This window comes from Arenimonas sp. (assembly GCF_047602345.1).
Lineage (GTDB): Bacteria > Pseudomonadota > Gammaproteobacteria > Xanthomonadales > Xanthomonadaceae > Arenimonas.
In genome coordinates, this window is sequence record NZ_JASGHN010000001.1 from 80859 (window position 1) to 106893 (window position 26035).

Sequence of the window (26035 nt, forward strand, 5' to 3'; positions counted from 1 at the left end):
CTCAGATGCTTTCCCTGCGCCCGCTGCCGGCGTTCGAAGACAACTACATCTGGACCCTGGCCACCGGCGACGGGCGGGCCGTCGTGGTCGACCCCGGCGATGCCGAGGTGGTCCTGCGCGAGATGCAGGCCGGGCTGCGGCCGGTCGCCATCCTCGTGACGCACCACCATCCGGACCATATCGGCGGCCTGGAACGACTGATGGCGACGGGCGACCTGCCCTGCTACGCGCCGGACGACGCCCGCATCCCGATCGCAACGCGTCGCGTCGGCGCGGGCGATACCGTGGTGGTGGAGGCATTGGATCTGAGTTTCGACGTCTTCGACGTTCCCGGCCATACCCGCAGCCACATCGCCTTCCGAGCCGACGAGTGGCTGTTCTGCGGCGACACGCTGTTCAGCCTGGGCTGCGGTCGACTGTTCGAAGGCACGCCGGCGCAGATGCTCGGCTCGCTGGACCGCCTGAGCGCATTGCCCGACGACACCCTCGTCTGCTGCACGCACGAATACACCGAGGCCAACGGCCGATTCGCGCGAGCCGCCGAACCGGACAATCCGGCACGCGATCGCTATCTGGAACACGTGGGCGGGCTGCGTGCCGCCGCGCGGCCTTCGTTACCGAGCACGGTCGGGATCGAACGCGCCTGCAATCCCTTCCTGCGCACCGACGAGCCCGGGCTCCGCGCCAGCATCGAGCGGCATTGCGGCAGGAAGCTGGATTCGCGGCTTGAAGCGTTTGCCGAACTGCGCGCCTGGAAGGACGGATTCCGCGCATGATCCGACTACGTCCGCTCACACTTTCGCTCGGCCTGTTGCTGTCAGGGGCGGCGCTCGCCCAGGATCCGGCGCTTACCTCCAGCGAACCAGCGACTGCGCCGGAAACGCCGGTCGCCACCGATGCGCCGCCGATGGCCACTCCGAAGACGGACGCGGCCGCGCAACCAGCGCCGGTCGAGCTTGCGCAGGCGCTGGTGCCGGACGATTTGCGCGTCGGCGCCGTGCTCGCCCGACTCTCCGCGCGTCTGGATCCTTCCGATTGCGATGCCGGTCCCGACGCATTGGCCTGGCAGAAGAAGTACGCGCACAACCCGCGCGCGTTCGCCGACCACGTCACCCAGATCATGCCGCTGCTCGAGTTCGTGCTTTCGGAAATCGAGCGCCAGGATCTGCCCGGCGAATTCGCCCTGATTCCGATCATAGAAAGCTGGTACCAACCCAACGCGATCGGCATCGGCGGTCCGGCCGGGATGTGGCAGATGATCGCGAGCACTGCGCGCAACCACGGGGTAACGATCCGCAACGGTTACGACGGGCGCCTGTCGCCAGTGGAATCCACCCGCGCCGCGCTCTCCTATCTCGAAACCCTGCACGGCATGTTCGGCGAGTGGCAGGCCACCGTGATGGCTTACAACGCCGGCGAATACCGCCTGATCAATTCGTTCCGCCGCGACGGCAACCGCGAAGTGTCCGCCGCCAAACGACTGCCGCGCGGCCTGTCGCCGATCACCTACAACTATGTGCACAAGCTGCAGGCCCTCTCCTGCCTGCTGGGTGGCCGCGGCCGCGAAACGGTGCCGTTCCCCGTGCATTCGCAGATCGATCGCCTTGCCCCCATCCTGGTCGGCGAAGACATCGACTCGATGAAACGGCTCGCGACAGGGAGCGGCCTCGACGACGACCGCTTGCGTCGCCTCAACCCCGGCCACAAGCACGGCCGCTTCGTGGCTGGCGCACCCCGCCTGATCCTGATGCCGGCAAGCATGCAGGCCGCCATTCTTCCCATGCCGCAGGGTTCGGACATGGCGCAGCTGGCGGCTGACGCTGCGCCCTCGGACCCCACGCCGGAACCTGCCGTCGACGAGCGACGTATGCACCGAGTCGGATCGGGAGAGACGCTATGGTCCATCGCCAAACGCTATGGCCTGAGCATCGACGTCCTGCGCCAGATCAATCGGCTCGGTCGCCGGTCGGTCCTGCGTCCCGGCCAGCAACTGTTCGTTTCGCCCTGAGCCATGCTTGGCGGTACGGACGGGCAGCAGGCAAACTAGCCGTCCTGCGGCGGATGCCGTAGTACTCGCATTGGCAACAGGGCGCTGGCCCGAAGGAGAAGACATGGGATTCCTGAGCGGCAAGCGCGCCCTGATCACCGGCATCGCCAGCCAGCGTTCGATCGCCAACGGCATCGCCGAAGCGATGCGTCGCGAAGGCGCCGAACTGGCGTTCACCTATCAGAACGAAAAACTCAAGTCGCGCGTGCAGGAAGCCGCGGCCGAATACGGCTCGGACATCGTCTTGCCGCTCGACGTCGCCAACGACGCCGAGATCGACGAATGCTTCGCCGACCTCGGCCGACGCTGGGATGGCTTGGATATCCTCGTGCATTCGATCGGCTTCGCGCCGCGCGAAGCCATCGAAGGCGAGTACCTGGCCGGCCTGAACCGGGAGAACTTCCGTATCGCCCACGACATCTCGGCCTACTCGCTTTCCGCCCTGGCGAAAGCCGCGCGCCCGATGATGCAAGGTCGCAACGGCAGCATCCTGACGCTCAGCTACCTGGGCGCGGAACGCGCGCTGGCCAACTACAACGTGATGGGCGTGGCCAAGGCGGCGCTCGAGGCCAGCGTGCGCTACTTGGCGCTGAACCTCGGCCCGGAAGGCACGCGCGTCAATGCCATTTCGGCCGGGCCGATCAAGACGCTGGCGGCGGCGGGCATCTCGAACTTCCGCAAGATGCTGACGCATGTCGAAGAGTACGCGCCGCTGCGCCGCAGCGTGACGATCGAGGACGTCGGCAATGTCGCGGCCTTCCTCTGCTCGGACCTCGCCGCCGGCGTCACCGGCGAAGTCACCTACGTCGATGCCGGTTACAACGTGCTGGGAATGACGGGCATCGAAGGCGTCTGAACGCCGCGCTCCAAGCCGCAAAGAAAAAGGCCCGGGAAACCGGGCCTTTTTCGTCGTCGCGCCAAGACTCAAAGCCTGTCTTCGGCGACCTTGATCGTGTACTGCTTGCGCAGTGACTTCACGTAAGCGCGCAAGTCGACCAAACCGCGCGCCTGGGCGAACTGTTCCAGCACGCGCGCGCGAGTGGCGGCGTCGAGCTCGCTGACGTTGCCATCGGTCACCTTCGTCACCGTGATCAGCGCGTAGCGGTCGGGCGCGTACTTGGCCATTCCCGCATCGAGCTGGTCGCCCTTCGGTGCCGCCACGCGGAAAACTTCCGCGACCAGGGCCGGCGGCAGTTGCGTTGCGGCAGCCTGCCGCATCAGACCCGGCATTTCGAATACTTTGCCGCCGAGCTCGGCAGCCAGGGCGTCCATGCTCTCGCCCTTCTTCAAGCGCGCCAACAGCGCCTCGGCATTGGCCTTGGTCGCCTTGGCGATGCGATCGGCATTGACGTCGCCGATCACGCGATCGCGAACCTGGGCCAAAGGCGTGGCCGCCGACGGCTTGTGCTCGATCACATGCAACACGACGATGTGGTTCGGCGAAATCTCCACCGGGTCGCTGACCTGGCGCTCGTTCTTCTGCTCGTCCGCGAACGCGGCCTTGCGAACCGGTTCGAGCGCGGCAATGCCGTCGCCGCGATTGCTGGTGAACGATCCCGTGCGCTGCACGCTCAGCCCCACCGACTTGGCCGCCGTCGCCAGCGACTCGGGGTTGGCGTAGACGGCATCGACGAGCTTGCCGCTGATTTCGTTGAAGCGACGCTCGCGTTCGCCCTCGAGATATTCCGATTCGAGCTGCGCGCGGACTTCGGCGAAACTCTTGCCGGCGCCGGTGCTCTTGAGTTCGCGCAGCTGGATCACGCTCCAGCCCTCGGGCATGCGCACCGGATCGCTGACCTGCCCTTGCTGCATGCCGAAAACCGCTTTGTCGAAAGCCTGGCCGAAGGTGTCCTTCTGTACCAGCCCAAGGTCGCCACCACCGTCCTTCGAACCCAGGTCGTCGGAGTACTGGCGCGCCAGCGCGGCGAAATCGGCGCCCGGCAGACGGGCCTTGGATGCGATGTCGCGCGCTTTCGCCTGCGCCGCGTCCCAGGCTGAAGCCGGTGCCTTGGGGTCGACCTTGACCAGGATGTGGGCGACATAACGTTCTTCCGATCCGCCGAATCGCGATTTCTCGCTTTCGTAGCGCGCCAGCAGAGCCTTCTCGTCGGCGACCACGTCGACCGCCACGTTGGCGGCATCCAGCTCCACGTACTCGATGGCGACGCTTTCCTCGCTGCGGTACTTGGCGGCATGACCGTCGTACCAGGCCTTGATCTCGGCGTCGGTCGGCGGCATCGGCGGAATCGTGGCTACCGGCACTTCCAGCGCGCGCGCATCGCGCTTCTGGCCGCTGAGGCGGATGAACTCCGCGAGCTCCTTCTCGCCGGCGACCGCCGACTCGGAAATCTGGCGGGGAAGCAGTTCCTTCTGCAGGCCTTCGCGCACCTGCTGCTGGAACTGTTGCGGCGTCACCGGCGGCTGCTGCATCTGCAAGGCCAGCTGGTATTGGGTGGCGTCGAACTTGCCGTTGGTCTGGAAGGATTCGATGCCCATGATCTCCTTCTGCACCACCGAGTCCGGAACCACGATGCCGTCGCGCTCGGCGACCATCGCCAGCAGGGCTTCGTCGATCAGCATGTCGAGGATGCGGCGCTTGTTCTCCACCGTCTCGAATTCGGCCGCGTTGAAATTCTCGCCCTGGGACTGGCGCTCGCGCGCACGCATCGCGTCGAACCGGGCGCGGAACTCGTTCGTGCCGACGTCCTTGGTCTGCTTGCCGAAGCTGAGGAACTTCGCCGGGCCCTCGATGCGTGCGGCATAGTTTTCGACGTCCGGCGTGAGGTAAGTCTCGATGCCGAAAAAGGCCATCGTCAGGATGATCAGCCCGAGGATGATGGTGGCGATCCAGCCTGAGGTTTTTTCGCGAATGCTCTGCAGCATAGTTTTTTCGCCAGTGTGATCGGTGCCGACGGACGGGCCGTAAAAAACAAGGGCGCCTGCTAGGGCGCCCTCGGGGTATGGCGGAGTGGACGGGACTCGAACCCGCGACCTCCGGCGTGACAGGCCAGCATTCTAACCGACTGAACTACCACTCCGCGTTTCTTTACCAGGGGTGCTTGGTGGGTGCTGAGGGTTTCGAACCCCCGACCCTCTCCGTGTAAGGGAGACGCTCTACCGCTGAGCTAAGCACCCCAGGGAGACGACTAGTTTACGGCATCCTTGAGGGCTTTGCCAGCCTTGAACACGGGGTTCTTGGAGGCCTTGATCTTGATGGTCTCGCCGGTCTGGGGGTTACGACCGTCGCGGGCGGCGCGCTTGCGAACCGTGAAGGTACCGAAACCCACCAGGGTGACGTCGTCGCCTTTCTTCAAGGACTTCTTGATGACTTCGATCGCCGCATCGATGGCGCGTCCGGCGTCGGCCTTGGACAGTTCGGCGGCATCGGCGACGGCGCTGACAAGTTCGTTTTTGTTCATTCGTGACTCCCTGGGCGGATGGGGTATCCGCGGTTCGTGTATTCGATGCCGCGCTGCGCGCGGATCGCTCCTCCTGTACCTCGGCGCTGCTGCGGGCAGCGCCATCGGTTGAAAACTTTATACCAGCGCGCATATCGGCGCGCAACCGGAAAGCCGCGCCACCAGCGGCTTTCCGGCGTTTTTCTCGCGTTGTTCAATGCGCCCGCAGGTTGTCGTTCTGTTCCGAAACCGAGGGCGTGGTCTCAACGCCGGGCGCTTTGGTTTCGCCATGCGGAGCGAGCGGATGGATCAACGCGATGTCCAGGACTTGATCGATCCACTTCACCGGAACGATCTCAAGGCCTTGCGTGACGTTCTTCGGAATGTCGGCAAGATCCTTGCGGTTCTCTTCGGGAATGATCACGGTCTTGATGCCGCCGCGCAGCGCCGCCAACAGCTTTTCCTTGAGACCGCCGATGGGCAGCACCCGGCCGCGCAGGGTGATCTCGCCGGTCATGGCGACGTCGGAGCGTACCGGCACGCCGGACAACACCGACACCAAGGCCGTGACCATCGCGATGCCGGCGCTGGGGCCGTCCTTCGGCGTGGCGCCTTCGGGCACATGCACGTGGGTGTCGTACTTCTCGTGGAACTGCGCATTGATGCCCAGGCGCTCGCTGCGCGCGCGCACGACGCTGTAAGCCGCCTTCACCGATTCCTGCATCACGTCGCCCAGCTGCCCGGTCAGGATCAGCTGACCCTTGCCCGGGAGCAAGGTGGCTTCGATCTGCAACAGGTCTCCGCCGACCTCGGTCCAGGCCAGTCCTGTGACGAGGCCGATCTCGTGCTCGGCTTCGGCGCGGCCGAAATCGAAACGCTGCACGCCGAGATACTTGTCGAGGTTCTTGGACGTGACCTGGATGGCGCGCGGCTTACCGCCCTTCTTGCCCGTCTGCGGGCCGGCCAGGGCTATCTCCTTGACCACCTTGCGCGAAATCTTGGCGATCTCGCGCTCGAGGTTGCGCACGCCGGATTCGCGCGTGTAGTAGCGAACGATGTCGCGCAACGCCGATTCCTGGATATCGAGCTCGCCCTCCTTCAGACCGTTGCCTTTCAGTTGTTTTGGCAACAAATAGCGTTGGGCGATATTGAGCTTTTCTTCTTCGGTGTAGCCCGGGATGCGGATCACCTCCATGCGATCGAGCAGCGGGCCCGGGATGTTCAGCGAATTGGAGGTGGCCACGAACATCACTTCCGACAGGTCCAGATCGACCTCGAGGTAATGATCGTTGAAACTGTGGTTCTGTTCCGGATCGAGCACCTCGAGCAAGGCCGACGACGGATCGCCGCGGAAGTCCATGCTCATCTTGTCGATTTCGTCGAGCATGAACAGCGGGTTGCGGCTGCCGGTCTTGTTGAGGTTCTGCACGATGCGGCCGGGCATCGAACCGATGTAGGTGCGCCGGTGCCCGCGGATCTCGGCCTCGTCGCGCACGCCGCCAAGCGACATGCGCACGAACTTGCGGTTCGTGGCCTTGGCGATGCTCTGGCCGAGCGAGGTCTTGCCGACGCCCGGCGGTCCAACCAGGCAAAGGATCGGGCCTTTCATCTGCTTCACGCGCGACTGCACGGCGAGATATTCGAGGATGCGCTCCTTGACCTTCTCGAGCCCGTAATGGTCGGTGTCCAGCACCTGCTCGGCGGCCTTGAGATCCTTGCGCACCTTGCTGCGCTTCTTCCACGGCACGCCCAGCAGCCAGTCGAGGTAATTGCGCACGACCGTCGCTTCGGCCGACATCGGCGACATCTGCTTGAGCTTGTTGAATTCGGTACGGGCCTTGGCTTCCACCGCTTTCGGCATGCCGGCGGCGGCGATCTTCTTGGCCAGCTCGTCCAGTTCGTTCGGCGCCTCGTCCAGGTCGCCGAGCTCCTTCTGGATGGCCTTCATCTGCTCGTTTAGGTAGTACTCGCGTTGGCTGCGCTCCATCTGAGACTTCACCCGGCCGCGGATGCGCTTCTCGATCTGCTGCACGTCGATCTCGCCGTCGACCAGGCCGATCAGCATTTCCAGGCGCTCGCCGACGTCGAGCACTTCGAGCAGCTTCTGCTTGTCGGCCAGGCGCGCGCCGAGGTGCGCCGCGATGGTGTCCGCGACCCGGCTGGGGTCTTCGATGCCGGACAACGTCGACAACAATTCCGGCGGCAGTCGCCGGTTGGTCTTCACGTACTGCTCGAACAGGCCCATCAACGAGCGCAGCACCACTTCCATCTCGCGCTCGTCGCGTTCGTAGCGCGAGTCGAGCGTGAGCCCGGTACCGGTGAGCGCCTCCTCACGCTCGCCGTAGCCGTCCATCGCCACGCGCGAAACGCCTTCGACGAGCACCTTGATCGTGCCGTCCGGCAGCTTGAGCAACTGCAGGACCGTCGCCAGGGTTCCGACCGCGTAGAGATCCTTGCTGTCGGGGTTGTCGACATCGGGACTCTTCTGCGCCACCAGCAGAATCTGCTTGTCCGCTTCCATGGCCAGATCGAGGGCCTTGATCGAACGATCGCGCCCGACGAACAACGGGATGACCATGTGCGGATAGACGACGACATCGCGCAGCGGCAATACCGGCAAATCGACTCGTTTCGGGGTGGAAGCGGCGCTTTCCATCAGTGCTCCTGTATCCGGCGTCGTACAACGACATTATCGGGGCACGCCCATCGCGCCGCGACCTGAACCGGCCTTTCCCCGCACATGGGGGCGACGCGACGCGCTTGCAAGCAAGATACGACGACCGGCGGAAAAACGAAACGGGCCGGCAAGCCGGCCCGTTCAGGCAATCATCACACCGGCGTTCAGTCGCCGGACGCGGCCTTCGGCGCCGGCGCGTTGCTGTAGATCAGGTAGGGCTCGGTCTGGTGGTTGATCACCGACTCGTCCACCACGACCTTGCTGACGTTCTCCAGCGACGGCAAGTCGAACATGGTGTCGAGCAACACCGACTCCAGGATCGTGCGCAGGCCGCGCGCGCCGGTCTTGCGCTTCATCGCCTTGCGGGCGACGGCGAGCAAGGCATCCGGACGGATCTCGAGATCGACGTTCTCCATCTCGAACAGCTTGCGGAACTGCTTGCTGATGGCGTTCTTCGGCTCGGTCAGTATCTTCACCAGGGCCTGTTCGTCGAGTTCCTCCAGCGTCGCGACCACGGGCAAGCGGCCGACGAACTCGGGGATGAGGCCGAACTTGATCAGGTCCTCGGGCTCGACGTCGAACAACAGCTTGCTGGTATCAGCCTTGCGTTCGCTGCTCTTGACCTTGGCGCCGAAACCGATGCCGCCGGCTTCGGTGCTGCGCTGCTGGACGATCTTGTCCAGGCCGGCGAACGCGCCGCCGCAGATGAACAGCATGTTGCGCGTGTCGACCTGCAGGAACTCCTGCTGCGGATGCTTGCGTCCGCCCTGCGGCGGCACCGAGGCGACAGTGCCCTCGATGAGCTTGAGCAGCGCCTGCTGCACGCCTTCGCCGGACACGTCGCGGGTGATCGACGGGTTCTCGCTCTTGCGCGAGATCTTGTCGATCTCGTCGATGTAGACGATGCCGTTCTGCGCCTTCTCGACGTCGTAATCGCACTTCTGCAACAGCTTCTGGATGATGTTCTCGACGTCCTCGCCGACATAGCCGGCTTCGGTCAGCGTCGTCGCGTCGGCGATCGTGAACGGCACGTTGAGCAGGCGCGCCAGCGTCTCGGCGAGCAAGGTCTTGCCCGAACCGGTCGGACCGATCAGCAGGATGTTGGACTTCGACAGCTCGATGTCGTCGTTCTTCAGACGCGACTCGATGCGCTTGTAATGGTTGTAGACGGCCACGGAGAGCGTTTTCTTCGCCCGCGGCTGGCCGATGACGTACTGGTCGAGCACGTCGAGGATCTCGCGCGGCTTCGGCAGGTGGCTGCGCGCCGCGTGCGCCTTTTCCTCGAGCTCCTCGCGGATGATGTCGTTGCACAGCTCGACGCATTCATCGCAGATGAACACGCTGGGGCCGGCGATCAACTTGCGGACTTCGTGCTGGCTCTTGCCGCAGAAGGAGCAGTACAGGATCTTGCTGCTGTCGCCGGAACGGCTCTGACGGTCGTCAGTCATTGCTTGTTTACCCTGCCCTTGGGGCCTGAAACGGGGTCGAATCGAGGATAGCACAGGCCGCCCGGCGTCCCACCCGACCCCTGGTCAGGGCAGGAACGGCGCCGTGCGGGCCTGCGTACGGTGTGATCAGGCGGCCTGGATGCTGTCTTCGGGGCGGCGATCGAGGACCGCGTCGACGACGCCATAGGCCCGGGCTTCTTCGGCGGACATGAAATAGTCGCGCTCGACATCGCGCTCGATCTTGTCCAGCGGCTGGCCGGTATTGGCGGCAAGCTCGGCGTTCAGCCTTTCGCGCAGGTACAGGATTTCCTTGGCCTGGATCGCGATATCGGTGGCCTGGCCCTGCGCGCCGCCGGAAGGCTGGTGGATCATCACGCGCGAGTTCGGGAGGATGTAGCGCTTGCCCTTCGCGCCGGCGGCCAGCAGGAAGGAACCCATGCTGCAGGCCTGGCCGACGCAGATGGTGCTGACATCGGGCTTGATGAAGCGCAGCGTGTCGTAGATCGCCAGGCCGGCGGTGACGATGCCGCCCGGCGAATTGATGTACAGGCTGATGTCCTTCTCGGGGTTGTCCGCTTCGAGGAACAACAGCTGGGCGACCACCACATTGGCCATGTAGTCGTCGATGGGCCCGACGAGGAAGATGACGCGTTCCTTCAGGAGGCGCGAATAGATATCGAACGCGCGTTCGCCGCGGCTGGTCTGTTCGACCACCATCGGCACCAGATTCAGACCCTTGGTTTCGTTCATCTCAACTCCTGACGCATGCTGGCCCGGGATGGCCGGGCCTGCGGATTCGCTGATCAGCCGGCCGGACGCATGACCTCGGCGAAGCTGAGGTTGCGATCGGTGGCGTCGGCGCGCTCGGCGACCCAGTCCATGACCTGCTCTTCCAGCACTCGATTCTGCAGGCCACGCATGAGATTGGGATCGTTCCGGTAAAGTTCAATGACCTGAGCCGGCTCTTCGTAGGTCGACGCGATCAGGTTCATCGTCTCGCGAACGCGGCCCGTGTCCAGGGCGATGTCGTTCTGGCGGGCGATCTCGCCGACGAGCAGGCCGGCGGCCACGCGGTTACGCGCCGGAATCAGGAAATTGTCCGGCAACATCTTCACGTCCTGGCCCTGCTGACGCGCCTGTTCGGCGGCGGCGTTGGCCAGAGCGCGAGCCTCGCCTTCGACCATGCGCGGGGGCAGTTCGACGTGGGCATGCGCCTCGACCAGCTTGGTCGCCACTTCCACGCGCAGCCTGTTCATCAAGGTGCCCTTGAGCTCGCGCTCGAGGTTGGAGCGCACTTCCTTGCGGAACTGCTCCGGCTTGCCGCTCTTGACGCCGAAGCTGCGGATGAAGGCCTCGTCCACTTCCGGAACGACCGGCTCGGAAACCTGCACGACCTTCACGGTGACCTTCGCGGTATGGCCGGCCAGGGCCGGTACGCGCCAGTCGCCCGGGAAGTTGGTTTCGATCGTCTTCTCGTCGCCGGCGCTCATGCCGACGAGCTGGGTTTCGATTTCCGGGTAGAGAACGTTAGAACCGAGCACGGTCGCGCCCTGTTCGACGCCAGCGGCAGGAATGCGCTGGACGGCGGTTTCGGCATGCGTATCGACGCGAACGAAATCGCCGGCCTGGGCGCCGCGGTCCACCGGATTCCAGGTGCGGCGCTGCTGGCGCAGCGTTTCGATCATGTTGTCGACATCGCTGTCTTCGACCGTAGCATGGGCGCGCTCGAACTTGAGCTTGCTCACGTCGATGGTGCCGAAGTCGGGAACCACTTCGAAAGTCGCCGTATAGCGGATCTCGCCCTTGGCCTCTTCGGCTTCGCGGCGGATATCGGGATTGGTGGCCGGCTGCAGGTTTTCCTGGCGCACGGCCTGGTCGAAGGTCTCACGCACGAGTTCGCCGAAAGCCTCGGCGCGAACCTGCGCGCCGAAGCGCTGTTCGATGACCTTGGCCGGTACCTTGCCGGGACGGAATCCCTTCAGGTTGGCGGTGCGGGCGATTTCGCGCAGGCGATTGTCGACGACGCCGTCGAGGCGTTCGGCGGGCAGGGACACCGTCATGCGGCGTTCGAGGTTGGCGATGTTTTCGAGCGAAACTTGCATAACAACTCCTGGGAGCGCGCCGGCCGGGCGCGCAAAATAAAAAACCCGCGTAGAGCCGAGTCGTCCCACGCGCCGACGCAAGCGTCTGGTGCGAAAGGTGGGACTCGAACCCACACGGGTTTCCCCACTGGAACCTAAATCCAGGGCGTCTACCAATTCCGCCACTTTCGCTTGGCCGCGCGGGTGTCGATCGGACAGAAAAGAGTTGGTGGGCCGTGAAGGATTCGAACCTTCGACCTATTGATTAAGAGTCAACTGCTCTACCAACTGAGCTAACGGCCCAATCTCTTTCCTGCCGTTACGGCAGCGGACGCGGCATTATGCCGCACCGGTAGCTGGGGTGGAAGACGGGACTCGAACCCGCGACCCTCGGAATCACAATCCGATGCTCTAACCGACTGAGCTACATCCACCACAATTTTGTCGTTCCAGGGCATGACCCCGGAACCTGGTCCTGCCGCCGCGTCTGGCGCGCCCGACAGGAATCGAACCTGTAACCGCCGGCTTAGAAGGCCGGTGCTCTATCCGGTTGAGCTACGGGCGCTCGGCCGGGATTGTGCACGGAAGCCTCGGGAACCGCGACTGCGCCGGACCGGGATGGTCGGGGTAGAGGGATTCGAACCCCCGACATCCTGCTCCCAAAGCAGGCGCGCTACCAGACTGCGCTATACCCCGAAGCTGCCCAGGCTGGCCGGAACCGCCTTGGAGATACTTTAAGGTGCCGAAGCCGACCCCCGCAAATCCGTCGCTACCGCCGCGAACAAAAAAGGTGCCGAAGCACCTGTCTTGTTTCGCCTGAAGCAAAAGTGGCGCGCCCGGAGAGATTCGAACTCCCGACCACCAAGTTCGTAGCCTGGTGCTCTATCCAGCTGAGCTACGGGCGCAGCAGAAGCGGAATTATGAAGGAGCCGGTTTTTCGCGTCAACATGGGCAGGCATCTCCTGGGCGAAGCATGTGGCCACCGTGGAGTCGCCGCACAGGTGCTGTGCCGGGCATCACACACGCAATCCGGCACGACCTCGAATGCACCGGTTCCAATTGCACGACGCGGAAAAGAAAAACGCCCACAAGGGGCGTTTTCTTTTCTGGCGGAGTGAGAGGGATTCACTCGGGCCATCCCTGGCCCTCGCCCCTTAGGGGCGGCTCCGCCGTGCTGATCGGCATTCCTGCCGATCAGTCGAACCTTCGGGTTCTCATCCCCTCTCTGCAGAAAAGAAAAACGCCCACAAGGGGCGTTTTCTTTTCTGGCGGAGTGAGAGGGATTCACTCGGGCCATCCCTGGCCCTCGCCCCTTAGGGGCGGCTCCGCCGTGCTGATCGGCATTCCTGCCGATCAGTCGAACCTTCGGGTTCTCATCCCCTCTCTGCAGAAAAAGAAAAACGCCCACAAGGGGCGTTTTCTTTTCTGGCGGAGTGAGAGGGATTCGAACCCTCGATAGAGCTTTTGACCCTATACTCCCTTAGCAGGGGAGCCCCTTCGGCCTCTCGGGCATCACTCCAGAATCGATCCATCGGTGCTTGCGCCAACGCGCGAAGCCAACCGGAAGGCGCGCTAGGATACTCGCTCAATCCTCTTTCGGCAAAGCGTCGTTGCCTTCGCTCCGCGCGGCCGCACCCGCCTCGTCCTTCTGCAGGCGTTGGAAAATCTCTTCTCTGTGCACGGCAACGTCTTTCGGCGCCGTGATGCCGATCCGCACCTGATTGCCCTTCACGCCCAACACCGTGACCGTGACGGAGTCACCGATCATGAGGGTCTCACCCACCCTCCGCGTAAGAATCAGCATGGCCTAACTCCCGATACATCCGTGCACCGGTCCGCGGGCCGAACAGCCGCGGCGCCTGACCGCGCCCCAGGCGCGGTTCAGCTGATGTTAGAACTCCACCTGCCGGGGCGCAACGAGGCCATCCCCGGCCGCAGGGTCATTGCAGGCGCTGGGCCACCCAGTCGCGCACCCCGTCCAGGGCTGCCAGCAAGGCTGGGCCGTCCTGTCCGCCCCCTTGCGCCATATCCGGCCGACCGCCGCCCTTGCCGCCGATCTGGTTGGCGACATGCGACAGCAATTCCCCCGCCTTGACCTTGCCCAGGGCCGAACCCTGGACACCGGCAATCAGGGAGGCTTTCCCGCCTTCCGCCGAGGCAAGCAGGATCACGGCATCGCTCAGCCTGCTTTTCAGCGTATCGACGGCATCGCGCAGCGCCTTGGCGTCCAGGCCCTCAAGCCGGGCAGCGACCAGTTTCACGCCGCCGAGGTCGATCGCGCCGCCGGCAAGATCGGATGTCGCGCCCGCGGCGGCCTTGGCCTTGAAGGACTCGATCTCGCGCTCGAGCTTCTTCTGGCGGTCGAGTAGTTGCCGCAATTTCTCGACGACATCGTCGCTGCGCGCGCCGATCAGCTCCGCCGCCTGCTCGAGGCGCCGCTCCTGCTCGTTGAAATAAGCCAGCGCGCCGGCGCCAGTCGTGGCCTCGATGCGTCGCACGCCCGCCGCGACGCCACCTTCGGACAGGATCTTGAACACGCCGATGTCGCCGGTGTGGTGCACGTGCGTGCCGCCGCACAGCTCCGTGGAGAATTCGCCCATGCGCAACACGCGCACGCGTTCGCCGTATTTTTCGCCGAACAGCGCCATGGCGCCGAAATCGATCGCTTCTTGCATTCCCATGTGATGCACTTCGGCCTCGGCATTGCGGCGGATCTCGTCGTTCACCATCGCCTCGATGCGTGCCAGCTCCGCCGCACTGATCGGTTGGAAATGCGAGAAGTCGAAACGCAGACGATCGGGCGCCACCAGCGAACCCTTCTGCGTGACGTGCTCTCCGAGCACGCTGCGCAGCGCCGCATGCAGCAAATGGGTGGCCGAATGGTTCAGCACCGTCGCCTGTCGACGCGAGCCGTCCACGCGCGCGGATATCTTGTCGCCGACCTTCAACGCGCCCTGCGTCAATTTCCCGGCATGGCCGTGGAAGATCGCCGACAGCTTGATCGTATCGGCGACATCGAAATGATCGCTGCCCGGATCGAGCAACACGCCGGTGTCGCCGACCTGGCCGCCGGACTCGGCATAGAACGGCGTGCGATCGAGCACCACGATGGCTTCATCGCCAGCCGCGATGGACGGCACGGGCTTGCCGTCCCTGAGCAGGGCGACGATACGGCAACCATCGGCCTCCAATGTCTCGTAGCCCAGGAACTCGGTGGCGTGCAGGGAAGCCACGAGGTCGGCGGGCAAGGCGGTGCCGCCAGCGAACTTGCTGGCCGCGCGGGCGCGCTCGCGCTGCTGTTCCATCAACGCTTCGTATTGCTTCTCCGCCCCGTCGGCCAGGGAGGTTCCCTTCTCGCGCAGGATGTCGACGATCAAGTCGGGCGGGCATCCGTAGGTGTCGTGAAGCTGGAAAAGCTGCTCGCCGTCGATCCTGCCGCCACCGGCCGCGAGCGCCGACTCCAATCGCATCATGCCGGCGTCGAGGGTAGCGGCGAACGCCGCTTCCTCGGCCTTGAGCGCTTGCTCCACGAGCGCTTGCTTCGCGCGCAATTCGGGGTAGGCCTCGCCCATCATTTCGACGAGGGGCTGCACCATGCGCCAGAAAAGGCCATCGGTCTTCAGGCTGCCGAGCTTCCAGAAATGGCGTACGGCACGACGAATGATCCGGCGCAACACGTAACCGCGCCCTTCGTTCGAGGGCAGTACGCCGTCGACGATCAGAAAGGAACAGGCACGGATGTGGTCGGCGATCACGCGCAGCGACTTGTTATCCAGGTCCTGCGTTTCCGTGAGCCTCGCGGCGGCCTTGATCAGGTGCTGGAAGAGGTCGATCTCGTAATTGCTGTGCACGTGTTGCAGCACCGCCGACACGCGCTCCAGCCCCATACCGGTGTCCACGCACGGCGCCGGCAAGGGCAACAGCGTGCCGTCGGGCTGGCGATCGAACTGCATGAACACGTTGTTCCATATCTCGATGAAACGGTCGCCGTCTTCATCGGGCGAGCCCGGAGGCCCACCCGGGATGTGCGCGCCGTGGTCGAAGAAGATCTCGGTACAAGGGCCGCAGGGGCCGGTATCGGCCATCTGCCAGAAATTATCGGACGCGAAGGGTGCGCCCTTGTTGTCGCCGATGCGGATGATGCGGTCCGCCGGCAAACCGACCACCTTGTTCCAGATGTCGAAGGCTTCGTCGTCCGTGTGATAGACGGTCACGAGCAGCTTGTCTTTCGGAAGTTGCCAGATGCCGGTCAGCAGCTCCCAGGCGAAGACGATGGCGTCGTGCTTGAAATAGTCGCCGAAGCTGAAGTTGCCCAGCATCTCGAAAAAGGTGTGATGCCGCGCGGTATAACCCACCTGGTCGAGGTCGTTGTGCTTGCCGCCAGCGCGTACGCACCGCTGCGAGCTGACCGCACGCTTGTAGCTGCGTTTTTCCGCGCCGAGGAATACGTCCTTGAACTGCACCATGCCGGCGTTGGTGAACAGCAGGGTCGGGTCGTTGCCCGGAACGAGCGGGCTGGAGGGCACGATGGTGTGGCCCTTGGAAGCGAAGAAGTCGAGGAAATCCTTGCGGATCTGCGCACTCGAACGGATGGCGCTGGCAGTCATGGGTAAGAATCTTTGGCCTGAACGAAGCGGACGCCGATTCCAGCCCGGAGCCCTCCCCCAAACGATGGGGTCGGAGTTGGAGCCATCAATCGAATCCGAAGGCTTCTAGGGTACTAGATTGCCGCCCGCAGGCCCAAGATCGGGCTGGCTCAGTCGTCCGAATCGTCCCCGGCCACTGCCCAGCCGATAGCCGACCTGGCCATACCCTGGTCGAAGCCACGACGCATCAGGAAATCTACCGCCTTGCGCCGCTGGGCCGGATCGTCGTGACAGGAAGAGAATCGTCGCCGTGCCAGCGCCCGCGCGCTGCCAAGCCAGTCGTGATCGACCGATCCCAGGGCTGTTTCGATACTGCCGCGGTCGATGCCGTGGCTGGACAGCTCCGCACGAATCCTAAGAGGACCATAGCCAGCCAGGGCCCGGCTGCGAACCAAAGCCTCGGCGAAACGCTGGTCGTTCTGGAAATCCTGTTTGGCAAGCACGGACAGGGCGGTTTCGGTCTCCTCCTGACTGATCCCGCGCGCCCCCAGTTTCCGCTTTAGCTCGCGACGGGAGTGCTCCCGCCGTACCAGCAGCCCGAGGGCTCGCTGGTAGGCGGAAGGTTCGGGACGACGAGGTGCCCGAGACTTGGAGGAACTCCCATCCGATTCGGACATCAGGCTTCTGCGGTATCGGCAGCCGCAGCCGGGCGCGACGCGGCCGGCATCAGCTTCTCACGCAGGCGAGATTCGATTTCCGCGGCCACGGACGGATTGTCCTTGAGGTATTGGCGGGCGCTTTCCTTGCCCTGCCCGATGCGTTCGCCCAATGCGCTGTACCAGGCGCCGGACTTTTCGACGATCTTGTGGTCCACGCCGAGATCGATCAGTTCGCCTTCACGGGAGATGCCTTCGCCATACAGGATCTCGGTGATCACCTGTTTGAAGGGCGGCGCCAGCTTGTTCTTGACGACCTTGATCTTGGTCTCGTTGCCGATGATCTCATCGCCCTTCTTCACCGAGCCGATGCGGCGGATATCCAGACGCACCGAAGCATAGAACTTGAGCGCATTGCCGCCGGTGGTGGTTTCCGGGTTCTGGCCGGGCATCATCATGCCGATCTTCATGCGCAGCTGGTTGATGAAGATGACCATGCAGTTGGAGCGATTGATGTTGCCGGTGAGCTTGCGCAAAGCCTGGCTCATCAATCGCGCCTGCAGGCCGACCTGCAATTCGCCCATCTCGCCCTCGATTTCGGCTTTCGGGGTCAGCGCGGCGACGGAGTCGACGACGACCACGTCCACGGCATTCGAACGCACGAGCATGTCGGCGATCTCCAGCGCCTGCTCGCCGGTGTCGGGCTGCGACACCAGCAGATCGTCGACCTTGACGCCGAGCTTCTGCGCGTAGGTCGGATCGAGCGCATGTTCGGCATCGACGAAAGCGGCCGTGCCGCCGGCCTTCTGGCACTGCGCGATGACCTGCAGCGTGAGCGTGGTCTTGCCGGAGGATTCCGGACCGTAGATCTCGACCACTCGACCTTTCGGCAACCCGCCGATCCCGAGGGCCATGTCCAGCATCAGCGAGCCGGTGCCGACGACTTCGGTCGGTTCGGCGACGCGGTCGCCCATGCGCATGACGGCGCCCTTGCCGAACTGCTTCTCGATCTGGCCCAGGGCTGCGGTAAGAGCGCGCTTCTTGTTGTCGTCCATGCGGATGTCCTCGGAGGGTGTTGGAATGGCGGGGAGCTTAGGAGGCCCGGATCGCACCGGTTGAGACGATGCATTCCAGGTCTTGAATATCTGTCGCGACAAGAACGTTCGGCAGTCGCTGATCGCGCGGATCACGGTCGGAAACTTTCATGCGGGCGGGTCGGAAATCCACGTATGGTTCAACGATTGGGCCGCACGAGGCCGCAATACAGGCCCTCGATGGCGAAGTCCTGGTCGGGACCGACCTCGATCGGGGAATAATCGGGATTGCGCGGCAACAGCCGCACCTGCCCTTTGCTGACCTTGAGCAGCTTCACAGTGATCTCGTCGTCGATGCGCGCCACCACGATCTGCCCCGAATGCGCATCGGGCGTACGGTGCACGCCGATCAGGTCGCCGTCGAAAATACCGTCGTCGCGCATCGAATCGCCCTTCACCTTCAGCAGGTAATCCGGCGCCGGCGAGAAAAAGTTTCGATCGAGCAGTACGACCTGGTCGGAACCGATATCGGCGCCGATCGGCAAACCCGCCGCGACGCGACCCAGCACCGGCAGGCGCAGCGCTTCGTTTTCTATGGAATCGCGACGCGACGGAACGGGAATCTCGACGTCCTCGGCCGACTCGGTTGGCGGCGTACACAGGCGAATGCCCCGCGCCTGCCCGGGAACGCGCCGGATCAGGCCCGCCTGCTCGAGGATGTCCAGATGGTACTGAGCGGCGCGCACGCCCCGGAAACCCAGGGCATTGGCGATCTCAGTCTGCGAAGGAGGCACGCCCTCGGCTTCGATACGTGCCGCGATGAAATCCAGGATGGCCTGCTGCGTATCCGAAACCTTCATGGGGCTGCTCCCGCCGGGTTGTTAGTAGTAATACTACTAACGATTGGCGATGGCAAGCCTCAGGCAAGTTTGAGCAAGCCCAGCAGGGAGGCGGCGACGGTCTGCCGACGAACGGCTTCGCGATCGCCGGGGAAATGGAATACCTGGGCCAAGGGGTAACCCCCGCGCCGCTTCCAGGCGATCCAGACCGTGCCGATGGGCTTGTCGGGCATGCCGCCAGACGGGCCGGCGATACCGGTCACCGCGACCGCGACACCGGCGCCCGAGGTCACCAGCGCGCCCGAGACCATTTCGAGCACCGTCTCGCGACTGACCGCGCCATGCTGCATCAGCGTCTCCGGGCGCACGCCCAGCAGCGCCTGCTTGGCTTCGTAGCTATAGGCCGCCATGCCGCTGTCGAACCAATCGGAGCAGCCCGGGATATCGGTGATCATCTTGGCGATCCAGCCGCCGGTGCAGCTTTCGGCCGTACACAGTGTCTGGCGCTTCAGCCGCAGGGATTCGCCGACTTCTTCCGCCAGCCGGTGCAGGGTGGTGTCGTCGTGATCGGCGGTCGCCAGCGCGGAGAGTTCGTCCATGCCGGCTAGACTATAGGGCCGCGTCCCAGCCTGTCACGATGTCGTCCAGCGATTCCGCCCAGCACACGCCCCTGATGCGCCAGTTCTTCGCCGCGAAGGCGGAGCATCCGGACATCCTGCTGCTGTTCCGCATGGGCGACTTCTACGAGCTGTTCTACGACGACGCGCGCAAGGCTGCGCGCCTGCTCGACATCACGCTGACCCAGCGCGGGGCATCCGCAGGGCAACCCATCCCGATGGCTGGCGTGCCCGTGCATGCGGTCGAAGGTTACCTCGCGCGGCTCGTCGCGCTGGGCGAATCGGTCGCGATCTGCGAACAGATCGGCGATCCGGCATTGGCGAAAGGACTGGTCGAACGCAAGGTCGTGCGCATCGTCACGCCCGGCACCGTCACCGACGAAGCCCTGCTCGACGAGCGTCGCGAAACGCTGTTGCTGTCGATCGCACGCGGCAAGCATGGCTATGGCCTCGCGTGGGCGGACCTCGCCGCCGGCCGCTTCCTCGTGAACGAAGTCGGCAGCGAAGACGCTCTCGCCGCCGAGCTCGCCCGGCTTGCGCCGGCCGAGACGCTGATCGCGGACGAAGACGGCTGGCCCGAATGCGTCGGAACGCTGACAGGACTGCGCCGTCGCGCACCCTGGTATTTCGACGCCGAAGCCTGCCGCCGCCAACTATTGAAGTTTTTCGGCCTGCACGATCTGCGCGGCTTCGGCATCGAGGACATGCCGCTGGCGATCGGCGCTGCCGGCGCCCTGCTCGGTTACGTCGAGGAAACGCAGAAGCAACGACTGCCGCACCTGAGCGCGATCGCGGTGGAAGCAGCCGACGAGGCCATCGCGCTGAACGCGGCGACGCGCCGTCATCTCGAGCTGGACGCGCGTACCGACGGACGCATCGAACACACCTTGCTCGGCGTGCTCGATTCCAGCGTCACGCCGATGGGCGGGCGCCTGCTGCGACGCTGGCTGAACCGGCCGCTGCGCGATCGCCGCGTCGTCGGGCAACGCCTGCACGCGGTGCAAACGCTGATCGACCACGATGGCAACGCCCGCATCCTGCGCGAAACATTCCGCGGCATCGGCGACATCGAGCGCATCCTGGCACGCGTAGCCCTGCGCTCGGCGCGCCCGCGCGACCTGTCTACCCTGCGCGACGCGTTGCTTTCGCTGCCTGCCATCCGCCTGCAACTGGCCGAGATGGATTCGCCCCGCGTTCTGGCGCTGTCGGACGAGCTCGGCGAACACGGCGATAACGCCGACCTCCTGCGTCGGTCGCTGAACGAGCAGCCCCCGGTACTGTTGCGCGACGGCGGCGTGATCGCCGGCGGTTTCGATGCCGAACTCGACGAGCTGCGCACGCTGTCGGAGAACGCCGACCAGTTCCTGGTCGACCTCGAAGCACGCGAGAAGGCGGCGACCGGCATCCCGACGCTGAAGGTCGGTTACAACCGCGTACACGGCTATTACATCGAGATCAGCAAGGGCCAGGCGGAACGGGCGCCCGCGCATTACACCCGTCGCCAGACCCTGACCGGGGCGGAACGCTACATCACCGAGGAACTGAAGTCATTCGAAGACAAAGTGCTGTCGGCGCGCGAACGTTCGCTGGCGCGCGAGAAGCAGCTTTACGATGGGTTGCTCGATGTCCTGAACCTGCGCCTGGAAGCGCTCAAGCGCTGCGCGCTGGCTTTGTCGGAAATCGACGTGCTCGGCAGCTTCGCGCAGCGGGCACAGGCGTTGGACTGGTCGCGGCCGGCGCTGAGCGACGCGCCCGGCATCCGCATCGAACGCGGGCGCCATCCGGTCGTCGAAGCGGTGCGCAGCGAGCCCTTCGAGCCCAACGACCTCCGGCTCGATCCCGATCGCCGCATGCTGGTGATCACCGGTCCGAACATGGGCGGCAAATCGACCTACATGCGACAGAACGCGCTGATCGTGCTGCTCGCGCACATCGGCAGCTTCGTGCCCGCGGCCAACGCCGAAATTGGACCGATCGACCGGATACTCACCCGTATCGGCGCGGGCGATGACTTGGCCCGCGGCCAGTCGACCTTCATGGTCGAAATGAGCGAAACCAGCTACATCCTGCACCACGCGACCGAACATTCGCTGGTGCTGATGGACGAAATCGGGCGCGGCACCTCGACCTACGACGGCCTCGCGCTCGCCGAAGCCTGTGCGCGCCATCTAGCGCACGCCAATCGTGCCTACACTCTTTTCGCCACGCACTACTTCGAGCTGACGGCGCTGGCGGAACCGGCGAACGGCATCGCCAACGTTCACCTCGACGCCATCGAACACGGCGACCAGCTCGTCTTCATGCATGCGGTGAAGGAAGGCCCCGCCAATCGAAGTTTCGGCCTGCAGGTCGCGGCGCTGGCTGGCCTACCCCGTGCCGTCGTGAACCAGGCGCGCAAAACCCTGACCGAACTAGAGCAACGTGGCGCATCGCACGCGATGGAACTCGCGCCGGTCGCGCTGGACCAGCCGCAGCAGTTCGGCCTTTTCTCGGCGCCATCGCAGGCGGAACAAGCGTTGACGCAAATCGATCCCGACGAACTGACGCCGAAACAGGCGCTCGAGGCCCTGTACCGGCTGAAGCGCCTCGTCTAGAACGCGTCGATGTCGCCCAGGGCCTGGATAAGCCGGCGTGCGCGCTTGTCGGGCTTGCTCAGCGGCGCGCGGTAACCGGCACGTTCGAGCTTGCGCTGCTCGCGCTCGGCGGCACGGCGCGCGATCGACTCCTCGCTTTCGCGGTACAACTTCTGCGCCACGCTCGCCGGGCCACGCGTATCGCTCAAGTCGAGCACAAGCACTTCGAAGGTTTCCTCGCCGCGCGCGATGCGCAGGGTTTCGCCGCCGCGCAGCGAGCGCGAGGGCTTCGCCGGCTGGCCGTCCACCTCGACCTTGCTGCCGGTGATCGCCTGCTTGGCCAGCGAGCGCGTCTTGTAGAAGCGCGCCGCCCACAGCCAGATGTCGATGCGTACGGTCGCTTGTTCCTCTGCCTGCATGTGTAGGACGTCTTGCGGTATGTAGCGTTAGGTTACGCCCGGAAAGCAAAACGGCCGCTTTCGCGGCCGTTTCGATGGAATCCTGCGACTCGATCAGTCGGCCGAACGGGCGGACAGGTCTTCCTTGATGCGGGCCTTCTTGCCTTCCAGGGCGCGCAGGTAATACAGCTTGCCCTGACGCACGTCGCCGCGGCGCTTCACGCTGACGGAATCGATGACGGCGCTGTGGGTCTGGAAGACGCGCTCGACGCCGACGCCGTGCGAAATCTTGCGCACGGTGAAAGCGGAGTTCAGGCCGGCGTTCTTCTTGGCGATGACCACGCCCTCGTACGCCTGCACGCGCTCGCGATTGCCTTCCTTGACCTTGACGTTGACGACGACGGTATCGCCCGGGCCGAAATCCGGCAGCTGGCGGGTCATCTGGTCGGCTTCGAATTGCTGGAGGAGCTTGTTCATGGTTGCACCGGATCGTTTCGATCTGTAGTTCTTGGGCTGCCGGGCGGCAGTGAGTTGGCGATTATAGCCGGCGGAGTTCCGGATTGGCTAGGGGTTTCAAGCGTTTAGGTCCCCGGGGCAGTCTGCTTGGCCAGCCAGTCGGCCTGGAATTCCGCCAAGAGCTCGGCGTCCCGGCGGTCCAGTTCCAGTCGGGCCAGCAGATCCGGCCGTCGCAGCCAGGTCCGGCCTAGGCTCTGCTGGCGACGCCAGCGCGCGATCCGGGCGTGGTCTCCGGATAGCAGCACCGGCGGTACGCCCTCCGTACCCCAGGACTCGGAACGGGTGTAATGGGGGCAGTCGAGCAGACCGTTCTCGAAGCTGTCCTGGGTGGCGGATTCGGCATCGTTCAGCGCACCGTCCTGGACCCGGCCCACCGCATCGATGACCACGGCCGCGGCCAGTTCGCCGCCGGACAGCACGTAATCGCCCACCGAAATCTCTTCATCGATCTCACGCTCGATGAAACGCTCGTCCAGCCCTTCGTAACGACCGCAGACGAGGATCAGCCGCGGCAGCGAAGCCAGCTCACGGACCTTCGCCTGCGTCAGCGCAACGCCCTGTGGACTGAGATAGATCACCCTCGCCGGCGCATCGGTCACAGCGCGCGCCGCCCGGAGGCAGGCACCCAGCGGCTCGGGCAGCATGACCATGCCGGGCCCGCCGCCGAAGGGACGCTCGTCCACGCGGCGATAATTGTCGGTAGCGTAATCGCGCGGATTCCAGGCCTCCACCTCGATCAGCCCGCGCTCCTGCGCACGACCGATCACGCCGACCTTCGCGGCCTGGTGGATGAAGTCGGGAAACAGGCTGAGCACGTCGATGCGCATGCGATCAGAACTCCGGATCCCAATCGACGGTGATCTTGCCGGCATCGAAATCGACGTCGAGCACGAACTGCTCAGGCACGTACGGGATGAGGCGCTCGCGCTCGCCCTGCACCACCAGCACGTCGTTGGCGCCGGTGTCGAACAGATGCGACACCTTGCCGAAAGCAAAGCCCTCGCGATTGACGACGTCGAGGCCTTCGAGATCCACCCAGTAGTGTTCGCCGGGCTTCGGTGCGGGCAGTCGACTGCGCGGCACCCATAGCTCCGCACCGCGCAATGCTTCGGCAGCATCGCGGTCTTCGACTCCGGGAAGGAAGGCGATCAGGCCCTTCGGCGTTTCGCGGCCGCTGGCCTGGCCGATTTCGCGCTCGACGCCGCGATGCGACAACACCCATGGCTGATACTTCAGCAGTGCGCGGGCGGGATCGGTGAAACTGTCGATCTTCACTTCGCCCCGAACGCCAAAAGCGCCGAGGATCCTGCCCAGCAGGATTCGGCGCTCTTGATCGATCATGCGCGGTTCCTCGCGACGGGCGCGAGGACGGACGTCAGGCCGAAGCCTTCGAGGCTTCCTTGAGCAACGTGCCGACCTTGTCGCTCAGCTGCGCGCCCTGGGAAACCCAATGCTTCACGCGCTCGACATTCAGTTCGACGCGCTTTTCGTTGCCCTTGGCGACCGGGTTGTAGAAACCGAGGCGCTCAAGCGAACGGCCATCGCGCTTGTTGCGATGATCGGTGGCGATGATGTGGTAGAAGGGGCGCTTCTTGGCGCCACCACGGGTCAGGCGAATCTTGACCATTGCTGTTTGCTCTGTAGTTCTGGGTGAAGTCCGGCGCCTGAGGCACGCGGGGAGCTGGAGAGTATAACTGCTTGGGCGGCCTAAGAAAACCGCCCGGCGGCCCTGACCTAGCGGCGGAAGCCGCCGCCCGGGGGGAAGCCGCCCCCGCCCATCAGGCCTTTCATACCCCGCATCATGCCCTTCAGGCCGCCCTGGCTGAGCTTGCGCATCATGCCTTCCATCTGGTCGTACTGCTTGATCAGCTTGTTGACCTCGGCCGGGGTGGTGCCGGCGCCCTTGGCGATGCGGGCCCGGCGCGAGCCGTTCAGGACCGCCGGGTTCCGGCGCTCCTTCTTGGTCATCGAGTTGATGATGGCGATCATGCGCGGCACTTCCTTGCCGGTGACCTTGCCTTTCACGCTGTCGGGCACCTGACCCATGCCCGGCAGCTTGTCCATCAGGCCGGCCAGGCCGCCCATGTTCTGCATCTGCTCGAGCTGGTCGCGCATGTCGTTGAGATCGAAGCGCTTGCCCTTGCTGACCTTCTCGGCGAGCTTCGCCGCCTTGTCCTGATCGACCTGGGACTGCACCTGCTCGACCAGGGACAGCACATCGCCCATGTCGAGGATGCGGCTGGCGGCGCGATCGGGATGGAAGATGTCGAGGCCATCGGGCTTTTCGCCGACGCCGGTGAACTTGATCGGCTGGCCGGTGATGTAACGCACCGACAGCGCCGCACCGCCGCGGGCATCGCCATCGGTCTTGGTCAGCACAACGCCGGTCAGCGGCAAGGCTTCGCTGAAGGCCTTGGCCGTGTTCGCCGCGTCCTGGCCGGTCATCGCATCGACGACGAACAGGGTTTCGACCGGGGAAATCGCCCCGTGCAGGGCCTTGATCTCGGTCATCATCGCTTCGTCGATGGCGAGGCGACCGGCGGTATCGACCAGCAGCACATCGACGAAACTACGCCGCGCGTCGTCGATCGCCGCACGCGCGATGTCCACCGGACTTTGATTCGGCGAACTCGCGAAGAACAGCACGTCGACCTGCTTGGCCAAGGTCTCCAACTGCTGGATCGCCGCGGGACGATAGACATCGCAGCTGACCACCATCACCTTCTTCTTGCGCTTTTCCTTCAGGTGCTTGGCGAGTTTGCCGACGGTCGTGGTCTTGCCCGCGCCCTGCAGGCCGGCCATCAACACGATGGCGGGGGCCGGCACGTTGAGATTCAGGTCGCTGGCCTGCGAACCCATCACCGCCGCCATCTCGTCGTGCACGATCTTGATCAGCGCCTGACCGGGCGTGAGGCTTTGCAGGACTTCCTGGCCGATCGCGCGTGCCTTGATGCGCTCGATCAGGGCGACGACGACCGGCAAGGCCACGTCAGCTTCGAGCAGCGCGACACGGACTTCGCGCAGGGATTCGCGGATGTTGTCCTCGCTGAGGCGACCGCGACCGCGCAGGCGTTGCAGGGTGCCGGAAAGACGCTGGGTAAGCGACTCGAACATGAGGGAATCTGCGGGACGTTTCGGGGCGCGAAGTATAGCCTGCCGCAGGCC

General features: G+C 64.6%; 22 protein-coding genes and 9 tRNA genes. 4 read left to right on the top strand and 27 right to left on the bottom strand.

The annotated features are described in order from the left end of the window. The first annotated feature begins 5 nt into the window (after positions 1-5). The 3 genes from gloB (at position 6) to QM707_RS00435 (ending at position 2903) form a co-directional block, all read left to right on the top strand. Positions 6-776, top strand: a complete 771-nt coding sequence (gene gloB, locus QM707_RS00425) for a hydroxyacylglutathione hydrolase (protein ID WP_414999907.1) — start codon at positions 6-8, stop codon at positions 774-776. After that, the gene (locus QM707_RS00430) at positions 773-2008 is read left to right on the top strand and encodes a transglycosylase SLT domain-containing protein (RefSeq protein ID WP_414999908.1); all 1236 of its coding nucleotides are present in this window, start codon (positions 773-775) and stop codon (positions 2006-2008) included. The genes gloB and QM707_RS00430 overlap by 4 nt, the downstream gene beginning before the upstream one ends. Before the next feature lie 103 nt (positions 2009-2111). After that, positions 2112-2903, top strand: a complete 792-nt coding sequence (locus tag QM707_RS00435; RefSeq protein ID WP_414999909.1) for an enoyl-ACP reductase — start codon at positions 2112-2114, stop codon at positions 2901-2903. A gap of 68 nt (positions 2904-2971) precedes the next feature. On the opposite strand, the gene QM707_RS00440 is transcribed toward QM707_RS00435, so the two are convergent. The 21 genes from QM707_RS00440 to QM707_RS00540 all read right to left on the bottom strand — a co-directional run bounded on the left by QM707_RS00440 (position 2972) and on the right by QM707_RS00540 (position 19365). Beyond that, entirely contained in the window at positions 2972-4930 is a 1959-nt protein-coding gene (locus QM707_RS00440) for a SurA N-terminal domain-containing protein (protein ID WP_414999910.1), read from the bottom strand. Between the two features lie 78 nt (positions 4931-5008). Then, positions 5009-5085: transfer RNA gene (locus QM707_RS00445), tRNA-Asp, on the bottom strand. Between the two features lie 22 nt (positions 5086-5107). Continuing rightward, positions 5108-5182, bottom strand: a tRNA-Val gene (locus QM707_RS00450). Positions 5183-5193: 11 nt separating this feature from the next. Continuing rightward, a complete protein-coding gene (locus tag QM707_RS00455) occupies positions 5194-5571 on the bottom strand; it encodes an HU family DNA-binding protein (RefSeq protein WP_414999911.1) in 378 nt (125 codons plus the stop codon). Positions 5572-5659: 88 nt separating this feature from the next. After that, complete coding sequence (lon, locus tag QM707_RS00460) at positions 5660-8101, bottom strand: endopeptidase La (protein WP_414999912.1); 2442 nt, start codon at positions 8099-8101, stop codon at positions 5660-5662. A gap of 185 nt (positions 8102-8286) precedes the next feature. Next, positions 8287-9570, bottom strand: a complete 1284-nt coding sequence (gene clpX / locus QM707_RS00465; protein ID WP_414999913.1) for an ATP-dependent Clp protease ATP-binding subunit ClpX — start codon at positions 9568-9570, stop codon at positions 8287-8289. Positions 9571-9696: 126 nt separating this feature from the next. Beyond that, positions 9697-10320 carry an ATP-dependent Clp endopeptidase proteolytic subunit ClpP gene (clpP, locus tag QM707_RS00470; protein ID WP_414999914.1) on the bottom strand — a complete coding sequence of 208 codons (624 nt, stop codon included), beginning with the start codon at positions 10318-10320 and terminating at the stop codon, positions 9697-9699. A 53-nt stretch (positions 10321-10373) separates the two neighbouring features. Continuing rightward, positions 10374-11672, bottom strand: coding sequence for a trigger factor (gene tig, locus QM707_RS00475; protein ID WP_414999915.1), 1299 nt, complete (start codon positions 11670-11672; stop codon positions 10374-10376). Positions 11673-11758: 86 nt separating this feature from the next. Continuing rightward, positions 11759-11843 (bottom strand) — tRNA-Leu (locus tag QM707_RS00480). A gap of 35 nt (positions 11844-11878) precedes the next feature. Beyond that, positions 11879-11954 (bottom strand) — tRNA-Lys (locus QM707_RS00485). Positions 11955-12008: 54 nt separating this feature from the next. Continuing rightward, positions 12009-12085, bottom strand: a tRNA-His gene (locus QM707_RS00490). 54 nt (positions 12086-12139) lie between these two features. Further along, positions 12140-12216, bottom strand: a tRNA-Arg gene (locus tag QM707_RS00495). A 54-nt stretch (positions 12217-12270) separates the two neighbouring features. Next, a tRNA-Pro gene (locus QM707_RS00500) sits at positions 12271-12347 on the bottom strand. A 132-nt stretch (positions 12348-12479) separates the two neighbouring features. After that, a tRNA-Arg gene (locus QM707_RS00505) sits at positions 12480-12556 on the bottom strand. 521 nt (positions 12557-13077) lie between these two features. Beyond that, positions 13078-13170 (bottom strand) — tRNA-Ser (locus QM707_RS00510). A 66-nt stretch (positions 13171-13236) separates the two neighbouring features. Further along, a complete protein-coding gene (csrA, locus tag QM707_RS00515) occupies positions 13237-13455 on the bottom strand; it encodes a carbon storage regulator CsrA (protein ID WP_414999916.1) in 219 nt (72 codons plus the stop codon). A gap of 136 nt (positions 13456-13591) precedes the next feature. Beyond that, positions 13592-16258: an alanine--tRNA ligase gene (gene alaS / locus QM707_RS00520; RefSeq protein ID WP_414999917.1), complete on the bottom strand. Its 2667-nt coding sequence runs from the start codon at positions 16256-16258 to the stop codon at positions 13592-13594. A 149-nt stretch (positions 16259-16407) separates the two neighbouring features. Continuing rightward, positions 16408-16914: a regulatory protein RecX gene (locus QM707_RS00525; protein WP_414999918.1), complete on the bottom strand. Its 507-nt coding sequence runs from the start codon at positions 16912-16914 to the stop codon at positions 16408-16410. Then, positions 16914-17948, bottom strand: coding sequence for a recombinase RecA (gene recA, locus QM707_RS00530; RefSeq protein ID WP_414999919.1), 1035 nt, complete (start codon positions 17946-17948; stop codon positions 16914-16916). The genes QM707_RS00525 and recA overlap by 1 nt, the downstream gene beginning before the upstream one ends. A gap of 179 nt (positions 17949-18127) precedes the next feature. Beyond that, complete coding sequence (gene lexA / locus QM707_RS00535) at positions 18128-18787, bottom strand: transcriptional repressor LexA (RefSeq protein ID WP_414999920.1); 660 nt, start codon at positions 18785-18787, stop codon at positions 18128-18130. A gap of 59 nt (positions 18788-18846) precedes the next feature. Beyond that, positions 18847-19365, bottom strand: a complete 519-nt coding sequence (locus QM707_RS00540) for a CinA family protein (protein ID WP_414999921.1) — start codon at positions 19363-19365, stop codon at positions 18847-18849. A 38-nt stretch (positions 19366-19403) separates the two neighbouring features. Here QM707_RS00540 and mutS point away from each other — a divergent pair, with 38 nt between their 5' ends. Beyond that, complete coding sequence (gene mutS, locus QM707_RS00545) at positions 19404-21977, top strand: DNA mismatch repair protein MutS (protein WP_414999922.1); 2574 nt, start codon at positions 19404-19406, stop codon at positions 21975-21977. Here the strand turns inward: mutS and QM707_RS00550 are convergent. From QM707_RS00550 to ffh, 6 genes are all read right to left on the bottom strand, one after another. Next, complete coding sequence (locus QM707_RS00550) at positions 21974-22375, bottom strand: RNA-binding S4 domain-containing protein (RefSeq protein ID WP_414999923.1); 402 nt, start codon at positions 22373-22375, stop codon at positions 21974-21976. The genes mutS and QM707_RS00550 overlap by 4 nt on opposite strands. A gap of 93 nt (positions 22376-22468) precedes the next feature. Beyond that, positions 22469-22831: a 50S ribosomal protein L19 gene (rplS, locus tag QM707_RS00555; protein WP_414999924.1), complete on the bottom strand. Its 363-nt coding sequence runs from the start codon at positions 22829-22831 to the stop codon at positions 22469-22471. Between the two features lie 104 nt (positions 22832-22935). Further along, positions 22936-23697: a tRNA (guanosine(37)-N1)-methyltransferase TrmD gene (gene trmD / locus QM707_RS00560; RefSeq protein ID WP_414999925.1), complete on the bottom strand. Its 762-nt coding sequence runs from the start codon at positions 23695-23697 to the stop codon at positions 22936-22938. Between the two features lie 4 nt (positions 23698-23701). Next, a complete protein-coding gene (gene rimM, locus QM707_RS00565) occupies positions 23702-24211 on the bottom strand; it encodes a ribosome maturation factor RimM (protein ID WP_414999926.1) in 510 nt (169 codons plus the stop codon). A gap of 34 nt (positions 24212-24245) precedes the next feature. Continuing rightward, positions 24246-24497, bottom strand: coding sequence for a 30S ribosomal protein S16 (gene rpsP, locus QM707_RS00570; protein ID WP_414999927.1), 252 nt, complete (start codon positions 24495-24497; stop codon positions 24246-24248). 107 nt (positions 24498-24604) lie between these two features. Continuing rightward, positions 24605-25984: a signal recognition particle protein gene (gene ffh / locus QM707_RS00575; RefSeq protein ID WP_414999928.1), complete on the bottom strand. Its 1380-nt coding sequence runs from the start codon at positions 25982-25984 to the stop codon at positions 24605-24607. Between the last annotated feature and the right edge of the window lie 51 nt (positions 25985-26035).

Coding starts and splice junctions, on each gene's coding strand:
- gloB (WP_414999907.1), top strand. CDS start 6: ATGCTTTCCCTGCGCCCGCTGCCGGCGTTCGAAGACAACTACATCTGG.
- QM707_RS00430 (WP_414999908.1), top strand. CDS start 773: ATGATCCGACTACGTCCGCTCACACTTTCGCTCGGCCTGTTGCTGTCA.
- QM707_RS00435 (WP_414999909.1), top strand. CDS start 2,112: ATGGGATTCCTGAGCGGCAAGCGCGCCCTGATCACCGGCATCGCCAGC.
- QM707_RS00440 (WP_414999910.1), bottom strand. CDS start 4,930: ATGCTGCAGAGCATTCGCGAAAAAACCTCAGGCTGGATCGCCACCATC.
- QM707_RS00455 (WP_414999911.1), bottom strand. CDS start 5,571: ATGGCGCTGCCCGCAGCAGCGCCGAGGTACAGGAGGAGCGATCCGCGC.
- lon (WP_414999912.1), bottom strand. CDS start 8,101: ATGGAAAGCGCCGCTTCCACCCCGAAACGAGTCGATTTGCCGGTATTG.
- clpX (WP_414999913.1), bottom strand. CDS start 9,570: ATGACTGACGACCGTCAGAGCCGTTCCGGCGACAGCAGCAAGATCCTG.
- clpP (WP_414999914.1), bottom strand. CDS start 10,320: ATGAACGAAACCAAGGGTCTGAATCTGGTGCCGATGGTGGTCGAACAG.
- tig (WP_414999915.1), bottom strand. CDS start 11,672: ATGCAAGTTTCGCTCGAAAACATCGCCAACCTCGAACGCCGCATGACG.
- csrA (WP_414999916.1), bottom strand. CDS start 13,455: ATGCTGATTCTTACGCGGAGGGTGGGTGAGACCCTCATGATCGGTGAC.
- alaS (WP_414999917.1), bottom strand. CDS start 16,258: ATGACTGCCAGCGCCATCCGTTCGAGTGCGCAGATCCGCAAGGATTTC.
- QM707_RS00525 (WP_414999918.1), bottom strand. CDS start 16,914: ATGTCCGAATCGGATGGGAGTTCCTCCAAGTCTCGGGCACCTCGTCGT.
- recA (WP_414999919.1), bottom strand. CDS start 17,948: ATGGACGACAACAAGAAGCGCGCTCTTACCGCAGCCCTGGGCCAGATC.
- lexA (WP_414999920.1), bottom strand. CDS start 18,787: ATGAAGGTTTCGGATACGCAGCAGGCCATCCTGGATTTCATCGCGGCA.
- QM707_RS00540 (WP_414999921.1), bottom strand. CDS start 19,365: ATGGACGAACTCTCCGCGCTGGCGACCGCCGATCACGACGACACCACC.
- mutS (WP_414999922.1), top strand. CDS start 19,404: ATGTCGTCCAGCGATTCCGCCCAGCACACGCCCCTGATGCGCCAGTTC.
- QM707_RS00550 (WP_414999923.1), bottom strand. CDS start 22,375: ATGCAGGCAGAGGAACAAGCGACCGTACGCATCGACATCTGGCTGTGG.
- rplS (WP_414999924.1), bottom strand. CDS start 22,831: ATGAACAAGCTCCTCCAGCAATTCGAAGCCGACCAGATGACCCGCCAG.
- trmD (WP_414999925.1), bottom strand. CDS start 23,697: ATGCGCATCGACGTGCTCAGCCTGTTTCCCGACTTCATCCACCAGGCC.
- rimM (WP_414999926.1), bottom strand. CDS start 24,211: ATGATCGATCAAGAGCGCCGAATCCTGCTGGGCAGGATCCTCGGCGCT.
- rpsP (WP_414999927.1), bottom strand. CDS start 24,497: ATGGTCAAGATTCGCCTGACCCGTGGTGGCGCCAAGAAGCGCCCCTTC.
- ffh (WP_414999928.1), bottom strand. CDS start 25,984: ATGTTCGAGTCGCTTACCCAGCGTCTTTCCGGCACCCTGCAACGCCTG.